General features: G+C 46.8%; 22 protein-coding genes, 23 tRNA genes and 1 rRNA gene. 31 read left to right on the forward strand and 15 right to left on the reverse strand.

Annotation, left to right across the window (positions count from 1 at the left end):
- Positions 1 to 19: 19 nt before the first annotated feature.
- From FB479_RS25670 to FB479_RS25680, 3 genes are read right to left on the reverse strand one after another with little or no spacing between them, the layout of a single operon-like run.
- Positions 20 to 1,174, reverse strand: a complete 1,155-nt coding sequence (locus FB479_RS25670) for an aminotransferase class V-fold PLP-dependent enzyme (RefSeq protein WP_142067195.1) — start codon at positions 1,172 to 1,174, stop codon at positions 20 to 22.
- A 15-nt stretch (positions 1,175 to 1,189) separates the two neighbouring features.
- On the reverse strand, positions 1,190 to 2,035 hold the full coding sequence (locus tag FB479_RS25675; RefSeq protein ID WP_142067196.1) for a ParB/RepB/Spo0J family partition protein: 846 nt from the start codon (positions 2,033 to 2,035) through the stop codon (positions 1,190 to 1,192).
- On the reverse strand, positions 2,032 to 2,790 hold the full coding sequence (locus FB479_RS25680; protein ID WP_015894094.1) for a ParA family protein: 759 nt from the start codon (positions 2,788 to 2,790) through the stop codon (positions 2,032 to 2,034). The genes FB479_RS25675 and FB479_RS25680 overlap by 4 nt, the downstream gene beginning before the upstream one ends.
- A 288-nt stretch (positions 2,791 to 3,078) precedes the next feature.
- Between FB479_RS25680 and FB479_RS30655 the strand changes: the two genes are divergently transcribed.
- On the forward strand, positions 3,079 to 3,237 hold the full coding sequence (locus FB479_RS30655) for a hypothetical protein (protein ID WP_164724563.1): 159 nt from the start codon (positions 3,079 to 3,081) through the stop codon (positions 3,235 to 3,237).
- Between the two features lie 58 nt (positions 3,238 to 3,295).
- On the opposite strand, the gene noc is transcribed toward FB479_RS30655, so the two are convergent.
- The 12 genes from noc to rpmH all read right to left on the reverse strand — a co-directional run bounded on the left by noc (position 3,296) and on the right by rpmH (position 13,311).
- The gene (noc, locus tag FB479_RS25685) at positions 3,296 to 4,150 is read right to left on the reverse strand and encodes a nucleoid occlusion protein (protein WP_106656926.1); all 855 of its coding nucleotides are present in this window, start codon (positions 4,148 to 4,150) and stop codon (positions 3,296 to 3,298) included.
- 636 nt (positions 4,151 to 4,786) lie between these two features.
- A complete protein-coding gene (locus FB479_RS25695) occupies positions 4,787 to 5,350 on the reverse strand; it encodes an MgtC/SapB family protein (RefSeq protein ID WP_142067197.1) in 564 nt (187 codons plus the stop codon).
- 212 nt (positions 5,351 to 5,562) lie between these two features.
- Positions 5,563 to 6,279, reverse strand: coding sequence for a 16S rRNA (guanine(527)-N(7))-methyltransferase RsmG (gene rsmG / locus FB479_RS25700; RefSeq protein ID WP_106656928.1), 717 nt, complete (start codon positions 6,277 to 6,279; stop codon positions 5,563 to 5,565).
- Between the two features lie 11 nt (positions 6,280 to 6,290).
- On the reverse strand, positions 6,291 to 8,189 hold the full coding sequence (gene mnmG, locus FB479_RS25705; RefSeq protein ID WP_142067198.1) for a tRNA uridine-5-carboxymethylaminomethyl(34) synthesis enzyme MnmG: 1,899 nt from the start codon (positions 8,187 to 8,189) through the stop codon (positions 6,291 to 6,293).
- A gap of 16 nt (positions 8,190 to 8,205) precedes the next feature.
- Positions 8,206 to 9,582 carry a tRNA uridine-5-carboxymethylaminomethyl(34) synthesis GTPase MnmE gene (gene mnmE / locus FB479_RS25710; RefSeq protein ID WP_047070294.1) on the reverse strand — a complete coding sequence of 459 codons (1,377 nt, stop codon included), beginning with the start codon at positions 9,580 to 9,582 and terminating at the stop codon, positions 8,206 to 8,208.
- Between the two features lie 288 nt (positions 9,583 to 9,870).
- The gene (gene jag / locus FB479_RS25715; protein ID WP_007720132.1) at positions 9,871 to 10,500 is read right to left on the reverse strand and encodes an RNA-binding cell elongation regulator Jag/EloR; all 630 of its coding nucleotides are present in this window, start codon (positions 10,498 to 10,500) and stop codon (positions 9,871 to 9,873) included.
- Positions 10,497 to 11,255 carry a membrane protein insertase YidC gene (gene yidC / locus FB479_RS25720; RefSeq protein WP_106656931.1) on the reverse strand — a complete coding sequence of 253 codons (759 nt, stop codon included), beginning with the start codon at positions 11,253 to 11,255 and terminating at the stop codon, positions 10,497 to 10,499. The genes jag and yidC overlap by 4 nt, the downstream gene beginning before the upstream one ends.
- A gap of 38 nt (positions 11,256 to 11,293) precedes the next feature.
- Positions 11,294 to 11,518: a membrane protein insertion efficiency factor YidD gene (gene yidD, locus FB479_RS25725; protein WP_205669431.1), complete on the reverse strand. Its 225-nt coding sequence runs from the start codon at positions 11,516 to 11,518 to the stop codon at positions 11,294 to 11,296.
- Between the two features lie 4 nt (positions 11,519 to 11,522).
- Positions 11,523 to 11,903: a ribonuclease P protein component gene (gene rnpA, locus FB479_RS25730; RefSeq protein WP_106656932.1), complete on the reverse strand. Its 381-nt coding sequence runs from the start codon at positions 11,901 to 11,903 to the stop codon at positions 11,523 to 11,525.
- 141 nt (positions 11,904 to 12,044) lie between these two features.
- Positions 12,045 to 12,392, reverse strand: coding sequence for a hypothetical protein (locus FB479_RS31085; RefSeq protein ID WP_255438672.1), 348 nt, complete (start codon positions 12,390 to 12,392; stop codon positions 12,045 to 12,047).
- Entirely contained in the window at positions 12,365 to 13,015 is a 651-nt protein-coding gene (locus FB479_RS25735) for a nucleotidyltransferase domain-containing protein (RefSeq protein WP_255438673.1), read from the reverse strand. Before FB479_RS25735 ends, FB479_RS31085 begins: the two co-directional genes overlap by 28 nt.
- 161 nt (positions 13,016 to 13,176) lie before the next feature.
- On the reverse strand, positions 13,177 to 13,311 hold the full coding sequence (gene rpmH / locus FB479_RS25740; RefSeq protein ID WP_007720125.1) for a 50S ribosomal protein L34: 135 nt from the start codon (positions 13,309 to 13,311) through the stop codon (positions 13,177 to 13,179).
- 559 nt (positions 13,312 to 13,870) lie between these two features.
- Between rpmH and dnaA the strand changes: the two genes are divergently transcribed.
- From dnaA to FB479_RS25890, 30 genes are all read left to right on the forward strand, one after another.
- Entirely contained in the window at positions 13,871 to 15,256 is a 1,386-nt protein-coding gene (dnaA, locus tag FB479_RS25745; protein WP_085965027.1) for a chromosomal replication initiator protein DnaA, read from the forward strand.
- Positions 15,257 to 15,463: 207 nt separating this feature from the next.
- Positions 15,464 to 16,603 (forward strand): DNA polymerase III subunit beta, encoded by a 1,140-nt coding sequence (gene dnaN, locus FB479_RS25750; protein WP_088910124.1) that lies wholly within the window; start codon positions 15,464 to 15,466, stop codon positions 16,601 to 16,603.
- 32 nt (positions 16,604 to 16,635) lie between these two features.
- Positions 16,636 to 16,851: a S4 domain-containing protein YaaA gene (yaaA, locus tag FB479_RS25755; protein WP_012683786.1), complete on the forward strand. Its 216-nt coding sequence runs from the start codon at positions 16,636 to 16,638 to the stop codon at positions 16,849 to 16,851.
- A gap of 16 nt (positions 16,852 to 16,867) precedes the next feature.
- Positions 16,868 to 17,986: a DNA replication/repair protein RecF gene (recF, locus tag FB479_RS25760; protein WP_012683787.1), complete on the forward strand. Its 1,119-nt coding sequence runs from the start codon at positions 16,868 to 16,870 to the stop codon at positions 17,984 to 17,986.
- An 11-nt stretch (positions 17,987 to 17,997) separates the two neighbouring features.
- Positions 17,998 to 18,285 (forward strand): extracellular matrix regulator RemB, encoded by a 288-nt coding sequence (remB, locus tag FB479_RS25765; protein ID WP_007720118.1) that lies wholly within the window; start codon positions 17,998 to 18,000, stop codon positions 18,283 to 18,285.
- Positions 18,285 to 20,210: a DNA topoisomerase (ATP-hydrolyzing) subunit B gene (gyrB, locus tag FB479_RS25770; RefSeq protein ID WP_106656934.1), complete on the forward strand. Its 1,926-nt coding sequence runs from the start codon at positions 18,285 to 18,287 to the stop codon at positions 20,208 to 20,210. The genes remB and gyrB overlap by 1 nt, the downstream gene beginning before the upstream one ends.
- A 219-nt stretch (positions 20,211 to 20,429) precedes the next feature.
- Positions 20,430 to 20,506 (forward strand) — tRNA-Ile (locus FB479_RS25775).
- Positions 20,507 to 20,550: 44 nt separating this feature from the next.
- A tRNA-Ala gene (locus FB479_RS25780) sits at positions 20,551 to 20,626 on the forward strand.
- 17 nt (positions 20,627 to 20,643) lie between these two features.
- A tRNA-Asn gene (locus tag FB479_RS25785) sits at positions 20,644 to 20,719 on the forward strand.
- 7 nt (positions 20,720 to 20,726) lie between these two features.
- A tRNA-Glu gene (locus FB479_RS25790) sits at positions 20,727 to 20,800 on the forward strand.
- Positions 20,801 to 20,838: 38 nt separating this feature from the next.
- Positions 20,839 to 20,914: transfer RNA gene (locus FB479_RS25795), tRNA-Val, on the forward strand.
- A gap of 25 nt (positions 20,915 to 20,939) precedes the next feature.
- Positions 20,940 to 21,016: transfer RNA gene (locus FB479_RS25800), tRNA-Asp, on the forward strand.
- A gap of 35 nt (positions 21,017 to 21,051) precedes the next feature.
- Positions 21,052 to 21,127 (forward strand) — tRNA-Phe (locus FB479_RS25805).
- A gap of 14 nt (positions 21,128 to 21,141) precedes the next feature.
- Positions 21,142 to 21,217, forward strand: a tRNA-Thr gene (locus FB479_RS25810).
- 47 nt (positions 21,218 to 21,264) lie between these two features.
- Positions 21,265 to 21,349 (forward strand) — tRNA-Tyr (locus FB479_RS25815).
- Positions 21,350 to 21,367: 18 nt separating this feature from the next.
- Positions 21,368 to 21,442 (forward strand) — tRNA-Gln (locus FB479_RS25820).
- Positions 21,443 to 21,450: 8 nt separating this feature from the next.
- Positions 21,451 to 21,526, forward strand: a tRNA-Lys gene (locus tag FB479_RS25825).
- A gap of 35 nt (positions 21,527 to 21,561) precedes the next feature.
- A tRNA-Leu gene (locus FB479_RS25830) sits at positions 21,562 to 21,648 on the forward strand.
- An 8-nt stretch (positions 21,649 to 21,656) separates the two neighbouring features.
- A tRNA-Gly gene (locus FB479_RS25835) sits at positions 21,657 to 21,732 on the forward strand.
- 6 nt (positions 21,733 to 21,738) lie between these two features.
- Positions 21,739 to 21,812 (forward strand) — tRNA-Arg (locus tag FB479_RS25840).
- 32 nt (positions 21,813 to 21,844) lie between these two features.
- Positions 21,845 to 21,921, forward strand: a tRNA-Pro gene (locus tag FB479_RS25845).
- A gap of 16 nt (positions 21,922 to 21,937) precedes the next feature.
- Positions 21,938 to 22,019 (forward strand) — tRNA-Leu (locus tag FB479_RS25850).
- 7 nt (positions 22,020 to 22,026) lie between these two features.
- A tRNA-Gly gene (locus FB479_RS25855) sits at positions 22,027 to 22,100 on the forward strand.
- A gap of 8 nt (positions 22,101 to 22,108) precedes the next feature.
- A tRNA-Ser gene (locus FB479_RS25860) sits at positions 22,109 to 22,197 on the forward strand.
- A gap of 25 nt (positions 22,198 to 22,222) precedes the next feature.
- Positions 22,223 to 22,299 (forward strand) — tRNA-Met (locus tag FB479_RS25865).
- Between the two features lies 1 nt (position 22,300).
- Positions 22,301 to 22,374: transfer RNA gene (locus FB479_RS25870), tRNA-Trp, on the forward strand.
- Positions 22,375 to 22,404: 30 nt separating this feature from the next.
- A tRNA-His gene (locus FB479_RS25875) sits at positions 22,405 to 22,480 on the forward strand.
- 20 nt (positions 22,481 to 22,500) lie between these two features.
- Positions 22,501 to 22,574: transfer RNA gene (locus FB479_RS25880), tRNA-Arg, on the forward strand.
- An 8-nt stretch (positions 22,575 to 22,582) separates the two neighbouring features.
- A tRNA-Leu gene (locus tag FB479_RS25885) sits at positions 22,583 to 22,667 on the forward strand.
- 259 nt (positions 22,668 to 22,926) lie between these two features.
- Positions 22,927 to 23,013 (forward strand): 16S ribosomal RNA (locus FB479_RS25890); the annotation flags it as partial.

Genomic DNA, 23,013 nt, shown 5'->3' on the forward strand with positions numbered 1-23,013 from the left:
CTGTCCCCCTACAGATGCCTTACACAAACGCTGCTGCTATTTCCCGAACAGCGTTATGAAGCGCTTCTACATCTTTCTCTGAGTTGAAAATTCCAAAGCTGGCTCGAACCGCTCCACGTTGTTCGGTACCGGCAGTCTGGTGACCCAGTGGCGTGCAATGAAAACCCGATCTGGTCGCAATCCCGTATTGTTGATCCAGGATAAACGACACCTCTGCTGCATCCACCTCTCCGATATTAAAAGCAACCACGCCTACACGTTCGGTCTCAATCCCCGGTCCGTAGACATGTACACCCTCGATCTGCTGCAATCCAACTATCGCTTGCTTCACCAATTCCCATTCATGCTGACGAATGTTGTCCACACCTTTTTCCATGACAAAATCAACGCCTGCTTGCAGCCCTGCCAAACCAACTGTATTAAGGGTCCCGCTTTCGTATCGGTCTGGACGAGTTGTCGGTTGATCGATCGCTTCAGACTGACTGCCTGTCCCCCCATGAATCAAAGGCTCGAGATCAATATCACTTCTCACGTACAAACCACCTGTACCCTGTGGACCATACAGCCCTTTGTGCCCAGGAAAAGCAAGCATATCAATATTCATTGCCTCTACATCTATAGGCAAAACACCAGCAGACTGAGAAGCATCCACCAAAAACGTAATCCCGTGCTCTTTTGCCAGTTTCCCCAGCTCGGCTACAGGCAGGATGACACCTGTCAGATTAGAAGCATGACTTACAACGATTAACCGTGTCGCGGGCGTAATTGCCTTGGCAAAATCCTCTACATAAAATTGATGGTCTTCTCTTGGCTCTACAAAAGTAGCCTCTACTTGGTTGTTTTTGCGCATGTACTCGATGGGACGTCTTACCGAATTATGCTCGATAGACGAAGAAATAACATGATCGCCTGCTTGTAGGAATCCTTTTATCGCCTGATTAAGCGCTTGAGTGGCATTGAGATAAAAAAAGAGGTTATTCGGGTTTTGAATCCCAAACAACCGCGACACTTTCACCCGTGTCCGAAACACAGCTTTACTCGCTTTCATCGCCAGTGCATGTCCACCTCGGCCAGGATTTGCAGCAAAATCCTCGATGACCTCTGCCATCATTTCTTTGACTGCTGGTGGCTTCGGCCATGTAGAAGCTGCGTTATCCAAATAGATGATCGCCATGACTACCTCCTGGACTTACTTCTCTATATTCAACATATCGATGATTCGCTCCAAGTCTTCCTGTGAATAGAAGTCAATTTCGATCTTGCCGCGCTTCGATCCTTTTTTAATCTTGACCGATGTTCCAAAACGACTGCGTAGCCGTTCCTCCATCTCGATCAAAACTGGCTCGTTTTTCGCTGGCTTTTTCTTTTTTGTTTCACGTGAAACATTGAGCTGCTTCACAAGCTCTTCCAGCTGACGAACACTCAATCCTTTTTCCACCACGTCATTTGCAAGCTGTTGTTGTACTTTCTTATCCGTTACGCCTAGCAAAGCACGCGAATGTCCCATGGATAGTTCGGCTGCCGAGACCATTTTTCGAATCTTCTCTGGCAGTTGCAGCAAACGCAGCATGTTGGCTACATGCGGTCTACTCTTCCCTATCTTTTGTGCAAGCTGTTCTTGCGTATAATCATGGTGAGAAATCAGCTTGTCGTAAGCCTCGGCCTCTTCAAGTGGATTCAGATTTTCCCGTTGCAAGTTCTCAATCAGGGCAATCTCCATTAATTGCTGATCTGTGTACGCCTTTACTACTACGGGAACCTCTTTTAACCCCGCTACCTTTGCAGCACGCAATCGTCTTTCCCCAGCTACCAGCTCATAACCTTTGATGCTTTTCCGAACAATCAGCGGCTGGATGATCCCATGCTCTTTGATTGACTGTGCCAGCTCATCTATAGCTGATTGTTCGAATTCTTTCCGGGGCTGATAAGGGTTAGGACGAATCTCATTGATGGAAACCTCTTTTACTTGTTCCCCTTCTTCGATGAGATTGGAAGTAATAAGCGCATTCAGCCCTTTTCCCAATCCTCTACTCATACCCCTACCACTTCCTTCGCCAAATCAGTATAGACTTCCGCTCCTCGTGAGCGTGGATCGTACGTAATGATGGCTTGTCCGTGTGACGGCGCTTCACTCAAGCGAACATTTCGAGGAATAATTGTCTTGTATACTTTGTCCTGAAAATACTTTTTCACTTCTTCTATCACTTGCAAACCGAGATTCGTGCGTGCATCGAGCATCGTCAGCACGACACCTTCGATGGCAAGCTGTGAATTTAAGTGTTTTTGGACCAAACGAATGGTGTTCAACAGTTGGCTTAATCCCTCTAGCGCATAGTACTCACACTGGATTGGAATTAAGACGGAATCAGATGCTGTCAAAGAATTAACGGTCAAAATCCCTAAGGATGGCGGGCAATCGATAATGACGTAATCGTACTTGTCCTTGACAACTTCCAGCGCCTTTTTCAGACGAACCTCACGAGAAATCGTAGGAACCAGCTCGATTTCCGCACCTGCCAATTGAATGGTGGCAGGAATGATCATTAATCCTTCAATTTCAGTTGGCAAAGTCGCATCGACGGGGTTGATATCATTGATCAGGACATCATAAATGCAGTACTTAACATCTGCCTTATTTACCCCGATCCCACTGGTTGCATTTCCTTGCGGATCAATATCAACCAGCAGTACCTTTTTCCCCAATGCGGCCAAACAAGCACTTAGATTGACGGACGTAGTCGTTTTCCCGACGCCGCCTTTCTGGTTCGCAACCGCAATGATTTTTCCCAACTTCTCCACCTCTTTTTTGTCGTGTAGGAAAGCTTGTGGCTTGACCAGTACACTCTCCAGTACGTCTTTCAAAGTCATCTTCTGTATCCTCATCTTGTTAGTCATTCGAGTCTATTTACGATTTGCTCGTATTCTTGTAAAACGATGATCTTTTATACGCTTTCCTTCGTTCGCTGCCATTCAGTAACCTTTACATGGCCTGTACATGATAAGACGAAAAAGTCTCTGCAAAGTTATCCTCATTTATTATCGAGCAAACCTGCAAGTATGCACAGGTTGGTACTCTCCATGTTATCAGATTTGCAGCTTGGTCGTACGCTGTTTTTTTTAGACAGAGAGACAAAAAAGCCTTATTTTTGTCCCGAAAAAGCAGATTTTCCTAGCTTTATTACGAAAAATGCTTATTTTTGGAAATTAAATACTGCCGAAAGCCCCATTTTCCTATAAAGAATCAGCATTTGCCCAAAAAGAAAGGCGACCTTGTCGCCATTTTTGTTACCATCATTTATTTCCCTGTTTCTTTGTTTTTCGGAATACGAATAGTGAATTGATAGAATTCATCAAGGTCTTCTTCCGCCGTCTCTACAGGTAGGCCCGTCTGAATCACCATATCGATTGATTGCCGAACGGTATTAATCGCAATCCGGGTATCCCTTGAAAATGCTTTCCAGCGAGGCTTCGCATCTTTTTCCGATTTAGGGTTCTCAGCTAATTCTAGAAGCTGCTTTACGCGCACTTCCGTCTGTTTCACATTCCATTCCCGCTCCAAAATCTCAAGCAGGACTTTATTTTGTAATTCAGGATCTTTTAACGGAATCAGAGCCCTAGCATGACGCTCTGTTACTTGTCTGGATAACAATGCATCTTGAATTTCTTGCGGTAAATGGAGCAAGCGCAGTTTGTTTGCGATTGTCGATTGTCCTTTGCCTAAACGTTGAGCAAGACTCTCTTGCGTCAAATTGTGCAAATCAATCAGCTTTTGATATGCGACTGCCTCTTCAATGGCTGTCAAACCTTCTCGTTGCAAATTCTCAATCAATGCGATAGAGGCTGTTTGCGAGTCATTAAACTCTTTGACAATCGCAGGAATCCTCTCCATGCCCAATTTTCTAGTTGCGCGCAAACGTCGTTCCCCAGCAATCAATTCATAACGACCATCGCGAACCCGTACGACAATCGGTTGAATGAGTCCATGAGTTCGTATCGTTTGACACAACTCATCAATTTTCTCGTCATCAAATACAGTACGAGGTTGATATGGATTCGGTACAATCTCCTCAACTGGTATTTGTTTGATTTCTTCGTTATCTGTCTTGTCCGTCAAGCCAAAAATCCGAGAAAATGAATCTTTAACTGCCATAGAAAAATCCCCCACTTCTACCCGTTCCATCCGTGCTATTTTAAAGTCTTTGAAGAGGTGTTCAAAAAGTCATTTTTGATCACGAAGTAATCCTGAAAGATTGCGCGACAACGAAACTAGCGTTCACCCTCTAAATTCCGGTGCTCATGTAGCTACCCTACATTCCGCTCCTCCTTCTTCAGCTTCTCGCCACTTTCTCCGTGCTGAAAAGACAGCTTTTTGAATACGTCCTTGAAACTGAAAAAGGTCCTGTCCAATCAACGACAGAATCTCCCTCGAAACATTTGTATCCCTCGCCCATCCATTGTCCGGATATGACAGATTGAATTTGTTCTTTGATTGTTGCTGCTAAGGAAAAATGGCATATTGGCGTCGTAAGTGAGTCCAGTCCTACTCTTTTAACATAGGTCCTCCTCTTACATCGTTAGAGACAGCATGCATCTACTTTTAAAAAAGCTTCACAAGCCCTATCGTACATACTGCTTAACAGACTCTTCTTGCCCATCCGGTCGGTTTGTAAAATTTCCTTTGACCTAATCTTCTTTCCCTACACGCTTTCTTCAGGTTCATTTATATATATGTAATTCTGCAAGATTCGTCCAATTCCTGCTAGCGAAAAACGTTTCACGTGAAACATCAATCGTGATCTTCGGCATAAAAATCGCGATCGTCACGGTGCTTTGGCCTCTCATCACTTCCAATGCTCTCATCAGTAGGATGTGAAATCTTGGTGACAGAAAACAATCGAGGAAAAAGTCTATGAAAGTCTAACGTCAGGTACGAAAAAATCGCGGCAACAATCGCAGCGACATACATCCCTGCACTGAACATTAGACCAATGGCTGAAGCAACCCACATCCCTGCTGCCGTCGTCAGGCCTTTCACCGAACCATTGAATTTAATAATAGCTCCTGCTCCCAAAAATCCCATGCCCGTCACGACTTGTGCAGCTACCCTCCCCGGATCATGATTTACGCCACTCGAAGAAAAACCGTATATAGAAGCTAGTCCAAAAAGACACGAACCAAAGCAAACGAGACTATACGTTCGAAAACCAGCACCTCTTTGCCTACTCACATCCTTTATAAATCTCTCTCGCTCCCATCCCATGATGGCACCTGCTAAAAAAGCAAGAAAGAGCCGAAGCAATATGGTCGGGAGTTCTGGCGGAAAAAAGGAGGAAAGTACTGCTGCTTGCATAGTCTAATCACCCTCTCATACGATGTCATTCTTTCGAAGGAGCTAGTACTATGTATATGCCGAGTTGTAGACTCCATGAGCCAAGAAGCAAACCTGAGAGACTACTTTTGAGGCATACTTTCCATTTCATCACGAACGGGCAGTTTCATTTGCACTTTCCATACGAAAAAAGGCCGCAGCACGTGGCTACGACCCTCTCTTATGACTGACTCCTACACTAACGGCTTTTTCGCAGGAACTCCTGCCTTGCGCGGATAGCTTTTCGGTGTCGCTTCTATTTTTTCCATGATGACAATGTTACGCTCTCCCGCTTCCTCTAGAAGCTGGAATGTCTCGACCTTTCTCGTCTTCCCACCGAGTGTCTTGATTGCCTTTTTCGCTTCAGCAAGCTCTGGAGTAATCTCCGCGCCCTTCAGAGCGACGAAGTGTCCTCCGACTTTGGCAAAAGGAAGGCAGAACTCCGATAACAGATTGAGTCTCGCAACAGCACGTGCCACTACGAGATCAAACTTCTCCCGATACATCGCTTCTTGTCCACGATCCTCAGCACGCCCATGTACAGGATTCACGTTCTCCAGACCCAGTTCCTGCGCTACATGCTGCAAAAAGCTCATACGCTTGTTCAAGGAATCAATGATCGTCATTTTCAGATGCGGGAAGCAAATTTTCAAAGGAATGCTTGGAAAGCCTGCGCCCCCACCGATATCTACAACGGATTGCACCTGGTCAAATGGGAAGTAAAAAGCTGGCGTAATCGAATCATAAAAATGCTTGTTGTACACTTGCCCCTCTTCGGTAATCCCGGTCAGGTTCATCTTCTCATTCCATTCCACCAGCAGGCGGAAAAAATGATCAAACTGCTCCTTCTGACGATCCGTCAAAGAAATCCCCTGAGCTGCAAGTACCTCGGCAAACTGTTCTTTCGTCATAGCTTTTCTCCTTACTCGGCTACTCCCACGCGTTTGTACTCCAGATATACCATCAACACGGAAATGTCTGCTGGAGTAACTCCTGCGATACGAGCCGCCTGCCCGATGTTCAACGGACGAATTTTGGTCATATTGTCGCGGGATTCCTTGGACAAACCGGAGATTTGGTGGAAGTCAATATCCGTTGGGATGCGGCGCTCCTCCATTTTTTTCATCCGCTCAACCTGTTGCAAAGACTTTTTGATGTAGCCATCGTATTTAATCTGGATTTCAACCTGTTCGGTCACATCCTCTGGCAGTACTTCCGGTGCAGGGACCATTTGAGCAATGTGGCTGTAGTTGATTTCCGGTCGACGCAGCAGTTGAGCCAGTTCGATGACATCTGTCAGTTCAGGAGAGCCTGCGTTGCGCAAAACCTCTTGGACATGTGCCATTTCAGGACGTACGCGCGTGTTGGCCACACGTTCTTTTTCTTGCTCGATCAGCTCGCGTTTTTGGTTAAATCGATGGTAGCGCTCTTCGCTAATCAGACCAATTTCATGGCCGATATCCGTCAGGCGCAAGTCCGCATTGTCATGACGCAGCAGCAAGCGATATTCTGCACGAGAAGTAAGCAAACGATAAGGCTCATGCGTTCCTTTCGTAACAAGGTCGTCAATCAAGACACCGATGTACGCCTCTTCTCGCCCCAAAATAACGGGTGGTTTCCCTTGAACGCGGCGTGCTGCGTTAATTCCTGCCATGAGACCTTGACCCGCTGCTTCTTCATAGCCAGAGGTGCCATTGATTTGTCCTGCTGTGAACAAGCCAGGCAAGATTTTGGTTTCCAAAGAAGGCCAGAGCTGCGTTGGCACGATCGAATCATACTCAATCGCATAGCCAGGACGCATCATTTTGACTTCTTCCATTCCAGCCATGGAGCGCAGCATGGAAAGTTGAACATCCTCCGGCAAGCTGGTCGACAAGCCTTGTACATACATTTCTTCAGTATTGCGCCCTTCTGGCTCCAAGAAAATTTGGTGACGCGGCTTATCGTTAAAACGAACTACCTTATCTTCAATCGAAGGGCAATAACGCGGGCCCGTTCCTTCAATCATTCCTGAATACATAGGAGCACGATGCAGATTTCTATTAATGAGTCCATGCGTTTCTTCATTTGTATATGTCAGCCAGCAAGGAAGCTGGTCCATAATAAATTCCGTTGTTTCATAAGAAAAAGCGCGCGGTACCGGATCACCAGGCTGAATCTCCATTTTGGAGAAATCCACACTGCTGCTATGAACACGTGGAGGCGTCCCCGTCTTGAAGCGTGTCATTTCAAAACCGAGTTCCTTCAAATGATGTGCCAGACGAATGGACGGACGCATGTTGTTCGGTCCACTTTCGTATTGGAGATCTCCGAGAATGATCTTTCCACGCAAATAAGTTCCAGTTGTCAACACGACGGATTTGGCCATGTATCGTGCCCCAGTCTGTGTAATAACCCCTTCACAGACTCCATCGTTCACGATCAGCTCTTCCACCATCGCTTGACGCAGGATCAAATTCGGAGTATTTTCAATCGTTTTCTTCATTTCATGCTGATAAGCAAATTTGTCTGCTTGTGCGCGCAAGGCATGCACAGCAGGTCCTTTCCCTGTATTCAGCATACGCATTTGGATATGGGTTTTGTCAGTATTGCGTCCCATCTCTCCACCAAGCGCATCCAATTCGCGTACGACGTGGCCTTTTGCCGGACCACCTACGGAAGGGTTACATGGCATGTACGCCACGGCATCCAGGTTGATCGTCAACAGCAATGTACTGCAGCCCATACGTGCAGCCGCCAATGCTGCTTCCGCTCCGGCATGACCGGCACCAATGACAATGACGTCAAACGAGCCCGCTTCATATGCAGGTACAACGTTCATTTTTTGTCCTCCTCTATCACTTACCCAGACAGAACTGGGAGAAAATCTGGTCAATCAAATCTTCGCCGACGCTTTCTCCGATGACTTCCCCAAGCAGCTCCCACGACTTTTTAATGTCGATCTGAATCATGTCTACTGGCATCAAATCATCGATTCCACCCAATGCTTCATCTATGGCTCGTTCTGCCTGACGAAGCAGTTGAATATGTCTGGCGTTACTCACGTAGGTCAGGTCATCCTGCTGCACTCGGCCACTGAAGAAAATCTCCCCAATTGCCTGCTCCAGAAGATCGATCCCCGTCTCCTCACGCGCAGACGTCATAATCAACGGCTGCTGAGGGAAATGACGCTTGATCTCTTCCAAATCCACTTTTTGCGGCAAGTCGAATTTATTGACAATTACAATCACATGGAACCCTTTTGCCGCTTCAAAAATCGCGTAATCATCAGCGGAAAGAGGCTCATTGTAGTTGATCACGAGCAACACGAGGTCAGCCTTTTGCAGCAGCTGTCTGGACTTCTCTACCCCGATTTTCTCCACGATGTCCTCTGTATCGCGAATTCCTGCGGTATCGATGAGTCGCAAAGGAACCCCCCGCACATTGACATACTCTTCGATGACATCGCGTGTCGTTCCCGCAACGTCAGTCACAATCGCTTTTTCCTCTTGGACCAGACTATTTAATAGAGAGGATTTCCCTACATTCGGACGGCCAATAATCGCAGTCGACAAGCCTTCACGCAAAATTTTTCCTTGCTGTGCGGTCTGCAACAGTCGTTGGATCTCACCTTTAACCTCCAGGCACTTTCCTCGCAAGAAATTTTGTGTAAACTCCTCAACGTCATGCTCTGGATAGTCCAGCGTAACTTCTATATGGGCCATCGCTTCAATCAAGTTTTGACGCAGCTGCCGAATGAGCCTGGACAGCTTCCCTTCTACTTGATTCAATGCGACCTTCATCGCTCTGTCTGTTTTCGCCCGGATCAAATCAATGACGGCCTCAGCCTGAGACAAATCGACACGTCCGTTTAAGAACGCACGCTTTGTGAACTCACCTGGCTCCGCCAATCTTGCCCCATTATCTAAGATTAACTCCAGAACCTTTTCAACGGAAACGATTCCCCCGTGACAGTTTACCTCAACTACATCCTCCCTCGTAAATGTACGGGGAGCCTTCATTACAGAAACCAGCACCTCTTCCACTCGTTCACCTGTGTTTGGCTCATACAAGTGCCCATAATGAATCGTATGGCTGTCCACAGTGGACAACCGCTGCTTTCCTTTATATATCTTATCCACAACTTCGATCGCTTCCGTACCGCTTACTCGGATCACGGCAATACCGCCTTCACCCATCGGTGTTGCGACCGCCGCTATTGTATCGAATTTCATGCTGTTCACCTCAAGCTTTCCACTCTTACAAGTCAGCCACTAACTTACTAGCATAACAGATCGTCTAGAAAATTTCCAAAAGAAAGTGCAGCTCATCCATATGGCTAATCACCTAATAGGAAAAAGCAACCTTATCTCCAAGGTTGCCGTCCATTTTGGTTATCCACAGTATAATCATTTTCGCAAATTCTCAGCCATTTGGTCAATTATCCACAGTGGACAACTTTTTGTAAGAGATTGTTCAAAATGCCGTCGCTTGCTCCATTTCTGTAGGTAAAAAAAAGAAGCCTAGCGAGAGGCTTCTTTCGGTGCAATCACGATATAACGATTTGGCTCGTCTCCTTCGCTGAAGGTAACCACATCCGCTCTCTTTTGCAAGAAGGCGTGGATTACTTTCCGTTCAGCAGCAGACATTGGTTCCAGACGTACATCCCGTTTGGTCGATAACGCTTTTTTCGCCACACGATCTGCGAGCTGCTCCAATGTTTCCTTGCGACGCAGCCTGTAATTTTCGGCATCCAGAGTGATACGTACATGTTTGTCCGCATGACGGTTCGCTACGACGTTTACGAGATACTGTAATGAATCAAGAGTTTGTCCCCTGCGGCCAATAATGATTCCCAGATTGGTTCCCTGGATGTCAAACAGCATGCCCTCTTCATTTGTACGCGTCTCCACTTTGGCATTCACCTTCATGTTCGACAAAACGTCTTGAAGAAAGTCACGTCCCTGTGCAACCGGATCAAAGTGAAATTCTACTTGCACTTTAGCGTCCTTTGCCCCAATCAGTCCAAACAATCCTCTGCTTGGTTCCTCTAGAACTTGGATCGTTGCCCGCTCACGCGGCACTCCCAATTCCAGCAAAGCTTTTTGCACAGCATCGTCGATCGTTTTTGCCGTAGCTACCACCTTTTTCACTTGGAGGCTCCCCCCTTAGGAGTAGGCATATTTCCTTTATCACGATACAGGAAGTAGGTTTGTACAATGGTAAACAGGTTACCGTATACCCAGTACAGAGACAGTGCTGATGGCAATGTAACGGCAATCGCCAAAATCATCAGCGGCATCATGATGATCATCATTTGCATTTGTGGATTTCCTTGTGTTGCCTGACCCATCATTTTGGACTGCAGGTACGTCGTAATCGCCGCAACAATCGGCAAAATGTAGTACGGGTCTTTTTCTCCCAACGTCAGCCACAAGAATGTTTGGGAGTTAATCTCAGTCGTACGGATGATCGCATGGTAGAACGCGATCAAAATCGGCATTTGTACCAACATTGGCAAGCATCCAGCCAACGGATTGACACCGCTCTTCTGGAACAAAGCCATTGTTTCCATTTGCGCTTTTTGTGGATCATTTTTGTACTTGTCACGGATTTTTTGCATCTCCGGTTGAATCTCTTGCATTTTCTTGGAGCTCTTGATTTGCTTGACCATCAATGGAAGCACAATGATTCGAATGATGATCGTTGCAACCAGGATACCCAGACCGTAGTTGTTTCCGAGTATCAATGCGCTCTCTTTAATTAGCCAGGACAGTGGATAGACAAAATACTTGTCCCAAATGCCGGTTGCGTCAGGGCCAATTGGTGCAGCAGCTTGGGGGTTACAGCCCGACAAAACTAGAACCAGCATAGTCAGCATAAGAATGCTGAGTGTACGTCTACTCAAGGGTGATCCTCCTTTTCCCCGCTTCAATTGAGGTAATCTTATTTGTGCTGATCCGGGACTGGATCATACCCGCCCGGGTGGAACGGATGGCATTTCAAGATGCGACGAAGGGCCAACCAGCCTCCCCTCCACGCTCCAAATCGACGAATCGACTCGATTGCGTAATGGGAACAGGTGGGCGCGAATCTGCATGAAGGTGGTTTATACGGAGAAATCATCAGTTGGTATCCCCGAATCAACCAAACCATGATCTTCACCATCATCGTTTCACCCTCTTTTTCCATCTCTTTTTCCATTATGTACGGGTGCCTGTTTGATCACTTTGGCTCGCTTCATCACATGTAACAGAGATTGCTCAATGGCTTCAAGCGTCATCGCTTCCACACCCGGACGGGCGATGATGACGAGATCGAGACCGACTGGAATAACAGACTCCATTCGAGCTACTGCTTCGCGTATAAGTCGCTTGACTCTATTGCGGACAACAGCATTGCCAATTTTTTTACTGACGGAAATCCCAGCACGAAAAGCCGCTTGTCCCTCTTGCTTTGCTGAATACAAGACAAACTGCTTATTAGCAGCAGAACTTCCTCGTTGAAACACAGCTTGGAATTGCTCATTTTTTTTGAGCCGGTGTGAACGATGCAAGGTAAACAACCCCTAACATCACAATTATAGTAGAAAACGTACACAGCATCTACCAGTATATCCTTGTTTCGTCCACTTTTTTCCCCTAAGTATACTAGGTTTAGAACAAAATCAAAAATTCAGCGAAAAAAATATGGGCTTTCAGCCAATTTCCGCGATGATTTCTGCACTGGCATGGCACAAGTCAGAGAGCAATTGCTCATCCCCTTGGAAAAAGCCCAATTTTTGAAGGGACAAGGAAAGCTTGGCAGGCAGATCCGCCCAATGATTCTCCAGCCATTCATCAGAATCCACGCTATGATATAACCAGATCGCCTCTGAAAATAATAAAAACCCGGCCATATCAAGCTGATTTCTCTCCTGCAATCTCTGAACCTTCCTCTTTACTAACCAATCATTTTCAGCCGCCAGCACAAACTCGATCCCCTCTTTCTTTGACCGTAGATGAGCCCGATAGTCCGCTAATAGCACGAGTGCCATCCTGTACATCTTGATTGCTCCTGTATGTCTCCTGAAAAAAGCCATCCATACCGTCCGAAACGTCCCGCTTTCTGTAACAACTGACACAACTGTGCATCACTCAATGAATGCCCTTCGAAAAAGGCACTCATTTGCAGCGCACCGATCCAACCTGCCCATGCAGCCAAATAAGCAGAGTAAGGAAAGCCTTCCATTAAGGCCGCCTGCGCCTCTTCATGGAACGCATCTACCTCCGCCTTTGCCTGTGCAAACATTTTCGCTTTTCCAGCCGGGGAATCCATATAGGCGCACATGTCATTCATCCAGGAAATGAAACGATCCTCTGGGTCCAGAACAACCTTTGCTTCCTTTAAGTAACGCCATGCCCAAGGATTCTCGTATACTTCTTCATCTGTAGGAGCAGATTGGACCTGCAGCTGTATCATATGCCCTCTAAACAGACGATTTTCACAGGAAGGATCATCTTCTCCCTCCACAAAGATATGTAAATCGAGGTCGCTGTACACGTCCGCTTCTCCCCTCCCGACAGATCCACCCGCATAGGCATATACCAAGTTAGCTTGAGGCCATTCATCAAGAAACTCTCGCGCCAACGATATAAAAAAGTCGGTTACGTCCTTGCTTTGCTCCATTGGCCTCCTCCTGTCTCTTCAATAAATAGTAGGATTTTCGGTAGCTAGGTAACGATTATCCCTCAAAAGGTTTCCACAACGGAGAAAGCCTTCCTCTTTTTATGAGAACAAAGAATTTTCAGACATATGTAGACAAACAAAAAGGCCACTGAAAGTGTGGCCTAAGCGGAAAGAACTTTTCTACCTCTTTGACGACGAGCAGCCAAAATTTTACGGCCATTTTTTGTGCTCATGCGCTTACGGAATCCATGATCCTTTTTGCGCTTGCGGTTGTTAGGATTGAAAGATGGTTTCATTACGTATACACCTCCGTCTTGCAAAGACATTCTTTTGCATTATAAGAACATATGCCTAAAAAGTCAAGCGAGAGTGGAATTTCATTACCAAGGCAAATATCCCCATAAAACTATTTCCCAGAACTGTGGATATCATTTTATCCACAAAAACAGATTTCGACAAGTTTATCTACAGCTTGTACACAAAATATAGGGATGTGAATATGTGGGGAGTACCAGAAGTAGTGTTTGTGGATAAGTATGAAAAAACCATTGATACCATGCCTTATATCTGTTATTATGTTTTTGTTTTGAAGCGTGAATAACTCCGATACGTGAATCGGTTTTTCCACAGGGTGTGGATAAGTTTGTGGACAGATTCTTTCCTATGTGTATGTCGTTACTCACAGGATTGAGGATAACCGTCTGCTTTTTTTCACTTCTACGAGCGGAATCCCTATATTTCGACTTTTTTTATCCACAGTCGCTTCATTCGGCTGTGTTGACAATTGGGTCACAACATAGCAGGTTTTGCACTTTTTCTCGATCATTATGGATCGGTGTTTCATCAATTTTTCGGATGGTCCAGAGGGAGGGATTCTGGTTGGATGCAGCGATTAGCGAACTATGGCGCAAAGTACTCGCCAAGATAGAAAAATCGCTAAGCAAACCCAGTTTTGATACCTGGCTGAAGGCGACAAAGGCAACTACATTAGAAGAGGATGCACTGATCGTCGTCGCACCAAACGACTTTGCTCGTGATTGGCTAGAAACTAGGTACGCACAACTGATTACCGATACACTATATGAAGTGACGGGTATCAATATGAAAGTAAAGTTCGTCGCGATGCAAAATCCTGATGCGGCTTTTGCCGATGAACAACCTGCCCCACGGGTGAAAATGAGCGAACCGCCAACAGTCGCGGATGACCAGCCACCCAGTATCTTAAATCCCAAATACACCTTTGACACGTTTGTCATCGGCTCAGGGAATCGATTCGCTCACGCCGCATCGCTTGCGGTTGCTGAAGCTCCTGCAAAAGCTTACAATCCCCTCTTCATTTACGGAGGAGTCGGACTTGGCAAAACCCACTTAATGCATGCAATTGGCCATTATGTCATTCAGCACAACCCATCGGCGAAAGTGGTCTATTTGTCGTCTGAGAAATTCACCAATGAATTCATCAACTCTATTCGTGACAACAAAGCCGTCGAATTCCGCAATAAATACCGGAGTGTTGACGTTCTTTTAATTGATGACATTCAGTTTTTGGCAGGCAAAGAATCGACACAAGAAGAGTTTTTCCATACGTTCAATGCCTTGCATGAAGAAAGCAAACAAATCATTATCTCCTCCGATCGACCTCCCAAGGAGATCCCGACACTGGAGGATCGCCTCCGCTCACGCTTCGAATGGGGACTGATTACTGATATTCAGCCGCCAGACCTCGAAACGCGGATTGCGATTTTGCGCAAAAAGGCGAAAGCAGAAAATCTCGATATCCCTAATGAGGTAATGGCGTACATCGCCAACCAGATCGACAGCAACATCCGCGAGCTGGAAGGCGCACTGATTCGTGTCGTTGCCTACTCCTCCTTGATTAATCGTGATATCGACACGCAGCTGGCAGCGGAAGCTCTGAAAGACATTATTCCTTCCTCCCGCCCACGCGTGATTACCATTATGGACATCCAACGAACGGTCGGAGAAGCGTTCAGCCTGAAACTCGAAGATTTCAAGGCGAAAAAACGGACAAAAACCGTCGCTTTCCCACGTCAGATTGCGATGTATCTCTCCAGAGAGCTGACGGATGCCTCCTTGCCGAAAATCGGTGATGAATTTGGCGGCCGTGACCATACGACAGTCATCCATGCCCATGAGAAAATCTCTCGTGCGCTGGCAAATGACCCTCATATGCAAACAACCATTCAGTCGCTCATTGAAAAGTTAAAAGCAAACCATTAAACCTGTGCATAACGCAAAAAGCCTATACACAACTTACCCACATGTGTATAGGCTCTCTTTTACGTAATGGACCCACATATCCACAAATCCACAGGCCCTATTACTACTTCTGTTAAAAAGATTTATCCTAATAAGTTATGATAAAGGCGCAGCCATTATGCAGATTCCAACCAAAAATAATGGCGCCGGAGAGGGAGGCTCACGTCGATGCATATTACCGTTCAGCGTGAAAAGCTGTCGAACGCCGTATCGCATGTTAGCAAAGCAGTTTCTAGCAGAACTACGATTCCAATTTTGACCGGGATTAAAATCAAAACGGATGATGAAGGTTTGACACTGACAGCAAGCGATTCTGATGTGTCTATTGAAGTTCAGATTCCGCTGGAAGAAGCGGGAGAATGGGGAGTAACGGTACATCAACCTGGTAGCATTGTGTTGACTGCACGTATTTTCAGCGAAATCGTGCGCAAGCTGCCAAGCAATGAAATCGATATTCAAGTCGATGATCGTCTCGCAACCAAAATTCGTTCCGGACAAGCTGAGTTCACCATTAACGGAATGGATGCCAGCGAATATCCGCAGCTGCCGCATCTGGAAGAAGATAAAGTCTTCAGTGTTCCCTGTGATTTACTGAAGGCAATGATTCGTCAGACTGTTTTTGGTGTTTCCACTTCCGAAATGCGTCCGATCTTGACCGGTTTGATGTGGTCGCTTGATCAAGGAAAATTGCGTTTTGTGGCAACCGACAGCCATCGCTTGGCAAGCCGTACCGCTATGGTCGAATGCCCAGAGGATCTTTCTTTCCATAACGTGGTTGTTCCGGGTAAAAGCTGCAATGAATTGGTAAAGATATTAGATGACGACCAAAATCTCGCGGATATCGTTGTTGCTGACAATCAAATTTTGGTGAAGTCCAAGCATATCCTGTTCTATTCCCGTCTCTTGGAAGGAACTTATCCGGACACGACCAGAATTATTCCACAAGGAAGCAAAACGGAGATTACTGTCAGCACCAAGGAGTTTTTGCAATCCATCGAGCGCGCTTCCTTGCTGAGCCGCGAAGGCAAATCGAACGTAGTCAAGCTCGTTACGATGCCTGATGGAACCGTCGAAATTACGTCCAATGCACCTGAGATCGGGAAAGTAACGGACATTTTGATGCCAAAAGCAATGAATGGCGAAGAATTGAAAATTTCCTTCAACGCCAAATACATGATCGATGCGCTGCGTGCAATCGATAGCGCGGAAATCAAAGCGAGCTTTAGCGGCCCGATGAGTCCATTTGTGATTCGTCCGACCGATCATGATTGGATGCTCCATTTGATTTTGCCGGTTCGTACGTACTAATTTGTTTTTACGTAAAAGAAAGGAGCCAAGCCATGCGTGAGGTTTCCATTAGCACAGACTATATTGCTCTCGGCCAATTTTTGAAGCTGGCTGAAATCATTGACACGGGGGGAATGGCCAAAGCCTTTTTGGCTGAGGTTCCGATCCAGATCAATGGAGAGCTGGACAACAGACGTGGACGCAAGCTATATCCTGGCGATGAAGTAGCGATTGAAGGCTATGGTCGCTATCAAGTGGTACGCCCCTGAGAGGAGAGCGTGATTCTTGTTTCTCAAGAACCTGTCGCTAACCAATTATCGCAACTACGAAACGATGTCCCTGTCGTTTGACGGTCCCATTCAGTTGTTTATTGGCAACAACGCTCAAGGGAAAACGAATGCTCTCGAATCGATCTATGTTTTGGCACTCGCCAAATCCCACCGAACGCCCCGCGACAAGGAGCTGATTTCCTGGGATGCCGATTATGCCACGATCCGTAGCGATGTTCTTCGTCGCTACGGTTCTGTTCGTTTAGAGCTGCAGTTGACAACCAAGGGAAAGCGGGCCAAAATCAACGGAATGGAACAGCAGAAGCTGAGCGCTTATGTGGGGGCATTGAATGTCGTCATGTTTGCACCCGAGGATCTTTCCATTGTCAAAGGCGCACCTGCCCAGCGCAGACGCTTCATCGATATGGAAATCGGTCAGGTTTCACCTACGTATCTTTATTATTTGAGCAATTACAACAAAGTACTGGCCCAGCGAAATCAGCTTTTAAAGGATTTAGCCATGAAAAAAAGTAACTCGCTGGAAATGCTGGCAATTTGGAATACCCAATTAGCCGATTTAGCGGTAAAATTGTTACGGAAGCGTTTTGAGTTCATTCGGAAGCTGGAGACGTGGGCACAGGAAATCCACACCGGCATTACCGATGGCAGGGAAAGACTTTCTTTGCATTACGTAAACTCATCGCCCGTTACAGAAGAGATGACGATAGATCAGGCTGTAGATAAAATGCTTGCTGCCTACGAAGAGGTTCGCGACCGGGAAATCATGCGGGGGAGCACCCTGATTGGGCCACACCGTGATGATTTTTCACTTAAAGTGAACAACATGGATGTGCAAACGTATGGTTCCCAGGGACAGCAACGCACCAGTGCGCTGTCCATTAAATTAGCCGAAATTGAGCTGATTAAAGAAGAAGTGGGAGAATACCCCGTTCTTTTGTTGGATGATGTCTTGTCAGAGTTGGATGAACATCGGCAAACATTGCTGCTCGAAACCATTCAGGATCGAGTACAGACGTTTGTAAGTACCACAGGTGTGGAAGGCTTAAAGCATCAGGTTCTCCAGCAAGCCTCTCGTTTTTACGTGAGGGAAGGGAAAATCTCCGGAGAAAGGTAGGGGGTACAGGGATGTTTATTCACATTGGTGGAGATACTGTGGTGAGCACGAAGGAAGTCATTTCCATTCTTGATCATCAGACTGTGAAATCCTCAAAAATCAATAAAGCGTTCTTGCTTGAAAAAAGTAAGACAGTTGTTGACCATAGCGAGGAAGAAACGAAGTCTTATGTAATCACCCAGAACGCCATTTACTGTTCACCTATTTCTTCTCTGACGCTGAAGCGACGCGCTCAGTTCGTGGACAGCTTGGATCAGTTTCCCTTTGTACAAGCTGAAGTGGAGGAGTTGACAGAGTAGTGGATCAAGTGACGACGAAAGATACAAACTACGATGCGAGTCAGATTCAGGTACTGGAAGGGTTAGAGGCAGTTCGGAAACGTCCCGGCATGTACATCGGGTCGACCAGCAGCCGAGGTTTGCATCACCTGGTATGGGAGATTGTCGACAATGCCATTGACGAGGCGCTGGCCGGTTATTGCGACGAGATCTTGGTGGTCATTCATCCAGACAACTCCGTATCTGTAACCGATAACGGTCGAGGAATCCCGACTGGCATTCATGAAAAGACCGGGAAATCCACTGTTGAAACCGTTTTGACTGTATTGCACGCCGGTGGTAAATTCGGCGGTGGCGGGTACAAAGTGTCCGGCGGTCTTCACGGGGTAGGTAGCTCGGTAGTGAACGCGTTATCTGAATGGATGGAAGTCGAGGTTAAACAAAATAACCAGGTATACTACATGCGCTTTACTGTAGGCGCACCCGATGCCGATCTTGCTGTCATAGGTGAGACCGATGAAACGGGAACAAAAGTAACCTTCAAGCCTGACCCGACTATTTTTACCGAAACAACTGTATTTGAGTACGATATTTTGCAAAAACGCATTCGCGAGCTGGCGTTCCTTAACAAAGGATTGCGCATCACGCTGAAGGATACACGTCCAGATCAGCAGAAGGAAGAGTCCTTCCACTACGAGGGCGGTATCATCCAGTTCGTAGAATACTTGAATAAAAACCGGGAAGCCCTGCATGATGATGTGATTTATTGCGAAGGAGAAAAAGAAGGTCTTGTCGTGGAGGTTGCCCTTCAGTACAACGACAGTTATGTGAGCAACATTTACTCTTTTGCCAATAACATCAACACGCATGAGGGTGGTACCCACGAAACCGGATTTAAAACGGCTCTTACACGTGTTATCAACGACTACAGCCGCAAGTTTAACTTCCTGAAGGAAAAGGATCCGAATCTTTCCGGGGACGATGTGCGTGAAGGCATTACTGCGATTATCTCCGTAAAAATTCAAGAGCCTCAGTTTGAAGGACAAACAAAAACGAAGCTGGGCAACTCAGAAGCTCGTAGCATTACCGAGTCTGTCTTCGGTGACCGTTTTAACACCTTTATGGAAGAAAACCCGGGTGTAGCCAAAAAAGTTGTGGAAAAAGCCCTCATGGCATCTCGTGCCCGTGAGGCAGCTCGTAAAGCACGTGAAATGACTCGTCGCAAGAGTGCACTGGAAGTAAGTGCTTTGCCGGGTAAACTGGCGGACTGCTCTTCCAAGGACGCATCCGAATCTGAACTGTTCATTGTAGAGGGTGACTCTGCGGGCGGTTCTGCGAAGATGGGACGCGACCGTCATTTCCAAGCCATTCTTCCTCTTCGCGGGAAGGTATTGAACGTAGAAAAAGCACGTCTGGACAAAATTCTCGGCAATAACGAGATCCGTGCCATTATTACGGCTTTGGGGACGGGTGTTGGCGAAGATTTTGATATTACAAAGGCACGCTACCACAAAGTTGTCATTATGACGGACGCCGACGTCGACGGATCGCATATTCGTACGCTTCTGCTGACGTTCTTCTTCCGCTACATGAAACAGTTGATTGAAGCGGGGTATATTTATATTGCGCAGCCGCCTCTCTACAGCATCAAGCAAGGGAAGACGCTGCATTATGCTTATACCGACAAGCAGCGTGATGAGGTACTCGCTACCTTGAAGGCTCAACCGAAGCCTAACGTCCAACGCTATAAAGGACTTGGCGAGATGAACGCGGATCAATTGTGGGAGACTACGATGGACCCAGAAGTCCGTACGTTGCTCCAGGTAGATCTCCAGGATGCTATGGATGCCGATATGGTGTTTGAGACACTGATGGGAGACGAAGTAGAGCCTCGCAGGGAGTTTATTGAGCAATACGCGGCAAATGTACGTGATCTTGATATTTAATTGGAACGAAGAAGAGCTTGTCCTTTACCGGGCAAGCTTTTTCTTAACGAAAATTTGAAAACACCATTTGAAATATACGATGAACATGACTTATAATAGATTGTGCTTTTGTTGAACTAGTAATTCACAAAAAAAGTTCACCTACGCAATAAAAAAAATCAAATTTTCTATTGCAATGAATTTAAAAGTGTGATAGATTAAAGTTCCGGAAGTAATCACGGGCCTATAGCTCAGTTGGTTAGAGCGCACGCCTGATAAGCGTGAGGTCGGCTGTTCGAGTCAGCCTAGGCCCACCACTTACATAGCTGATATGACAACTGTGTCATGAAAGCGATGGAATGGGGCTGTAGCTCAGTTGGGAGAGCGCCTGCCTTGCAAGCAGGAGGTCATCGGTTCGATCCCGTTCAGCTCCACCATTCTAAAATATGATTATTCCTCGGTAGCTCAGTTGGTAGAGCAATCGGCTGTTAACCGATCGGTCGGCGGTTCGAGTCCGTCCCGAGGAGCCATTCAAATGGCCCGTTGGTGAAGCGGTTTAACACAGCAGCCTTTCACGCTGTCATTCAGGGGTTCGAATCCCCTACGGGTCACCTAGCAAATGCCCCCAATGAAATAGCGGGGGGATTGTGGAGGCTTAGCTCAGCTGGGAGAGCATCTGCCTTACAAGCAGAGGGTCGGCGGTTCGATCCCGTCAGCCTCCACCACTTTTAACAACTGAATGTTTTACATGGAGCTGTGGTGAAGTTGGAGTTCACGCCGGTCTGTCACACCGGAGGTCGCGGGTTCGAGTCCCGTCAGCTCCGCCATTTTTCTCAAGCGATGGCGAAATAATTACGCTTGAGGCTCGGTAGCTCAGTCGGTAGAGCAGAGGACTGAAAATCCTCGTGTCGGCGGTTCGATTCCGTCCCGAGCCACCATTTATACAAAACACGCCGGTATAGCTCAATTGGTAGAGCACCTGACTTGTAATCAGGGGGTTGTGGGTTCAAGTCCTATTGCCGGCACCACTTTTTCTTTGAAAGTTGAATAAGGTTTACTTTTGAAGGACAAGCTTGGGGAGATAGTGAAGTGGCTAAACACGGCAGACTGTAAATCTGCTCCCTCCGGGTTCGGCGGTTCGAATCCGTCTCTCCCCACCATCTTTACTTCATGGCTATTGGGGTATAGCCAAGCGGTAAGGCAACGGACTTTGACTCCGTCATTCCTAGGTTCAAATCCTAGTACCCCAGCCATTTTTCGAGAGCCATTAGCTCAGTTGGTAGAGCATCTGACTTTTAATCAGAGGGTCGAAGGTTCGAGTCCTTCATGGCTCACCAGTTTTTCAAAAGCGAGAGATTGATCTTCATACAATGCGGTCGTGGCGGAATTGGCAGACGCGCTAGATTCAGGTTCTAGTGGTGGCAACACCGTGGAGGTTCAAGTCCTCTCGACCGCACCAATAAACATGCGGACGTAGCTCAATTGGTAGAGCGTCGCCTTGCCAAGGCGAAGGTCGAGGGTTCGAGACCCTTCGTCCGCTCCATAACATGTGCCCTTAGCTCAGCTGGATAGAGCGTTTGACTACGAATCAAAAGGTCGGGAGTTCGAATCTCTCAGGGCACGCATCTTCATCTTAAAAAGTGAAGAACTGTAATCGGGAAGTAGCTCAGCTTGGTAGAGTACTTGGCTTGGGACCAAGGGGTCGCAGGTTCGAATCCTGTCTTCCCGACCATGTTTCAAATGAATATGCCGGTGTGGCGGAATGGCAGACGCGCGCGACTCAAAATCGTGAGGGAAACCGTGGGGGTTCAAGTCCCTTCACCGGCACCATATTCAAGCGGGTGTAGTTCAATGGTAGAACTCCAGCCTTCCAAGCTGGTCGCGTGGGTTCGATTCCCATCACCCGCTCCATATTTTGCGGAGGGATACCGAAGTGGTCATAACGGGGCGGTCTTGAAAACCGTTAGAGTGCAAGCTCACGGGGGTTCGAATCCCTCTCCCTCCGCCACTTCTTTTTATTGCGAAATAATTATGGCGGCGTAGCTCAGATGGCTAGAGCGTTCGGTTCATACCCGAAAGGTCGGGGGTTCGATCCCCTCCACCGCTACCATAGGGGCATAGTTTAACGGTAGAACGAAGGTCTCCAAAACCTTTGGTGTGGGTTCGATTCCTACTGCCCCTGCCAAGGAACATTTTTAAAAACGTATACATTATGGCGGTCGTGGCGAAGGGGTTAACGCACCGGATTGTGGCTCCGGCACTCGTGGGTTCAAGTCCCATCGATCGCCCCATTTTTTTATAACTACAATATGTCTCAGTAGCTCAGCTGGATAGAGCATCCGCCTTCTAAGCGGACGGTCGGGAGTTCGAACCTCTCCTGAGACGTTTTACATGCGGTCGTGGTGGAATTGGCAGACACACCATCTTGAGGGGGTGGCGGGGCGACCCGTGCGAGTTCGAGTCTCGCCGACCGCACCATTAATTCAATGAAGTTGAAAAAACATCTTGATTAATGAAAAGTTATGTGTTATATTAAGAGTCTGCTCACGAAACACACAAATTTAAATGAGTAGAACAAATCACATAAAACTAAAAAGTTGTTGACTTTTGAAGTTGAGTGTGTTAAACTAAAGATCTGCTCCGGAAACGGTGCAAAATGCTCTTTGAAAACTGAACAGCGAAAGCGTTAATGAGTCTATCATTAAATGATTTGCCAGCTTTGAACCAGCAACAAACTTTATTGGAGAGTTTGATCCTGGCTCAGGACGAACGCTGGCGGCGTGCCTAATACATGCAAGTCGAGCGAGTCTCTTCGGAGGCTAGC

Origin of the sequence: Brevibacillus sp. AG162 (genome assembly GCF_006715575.1) — a bacterium.
Taxonomy (GTDB): Bacteria; Bacillota; Bacilli; order Brevibacillales; family Brevibacillaceae; genus Brevibacillus; species Brevibacillus brevis.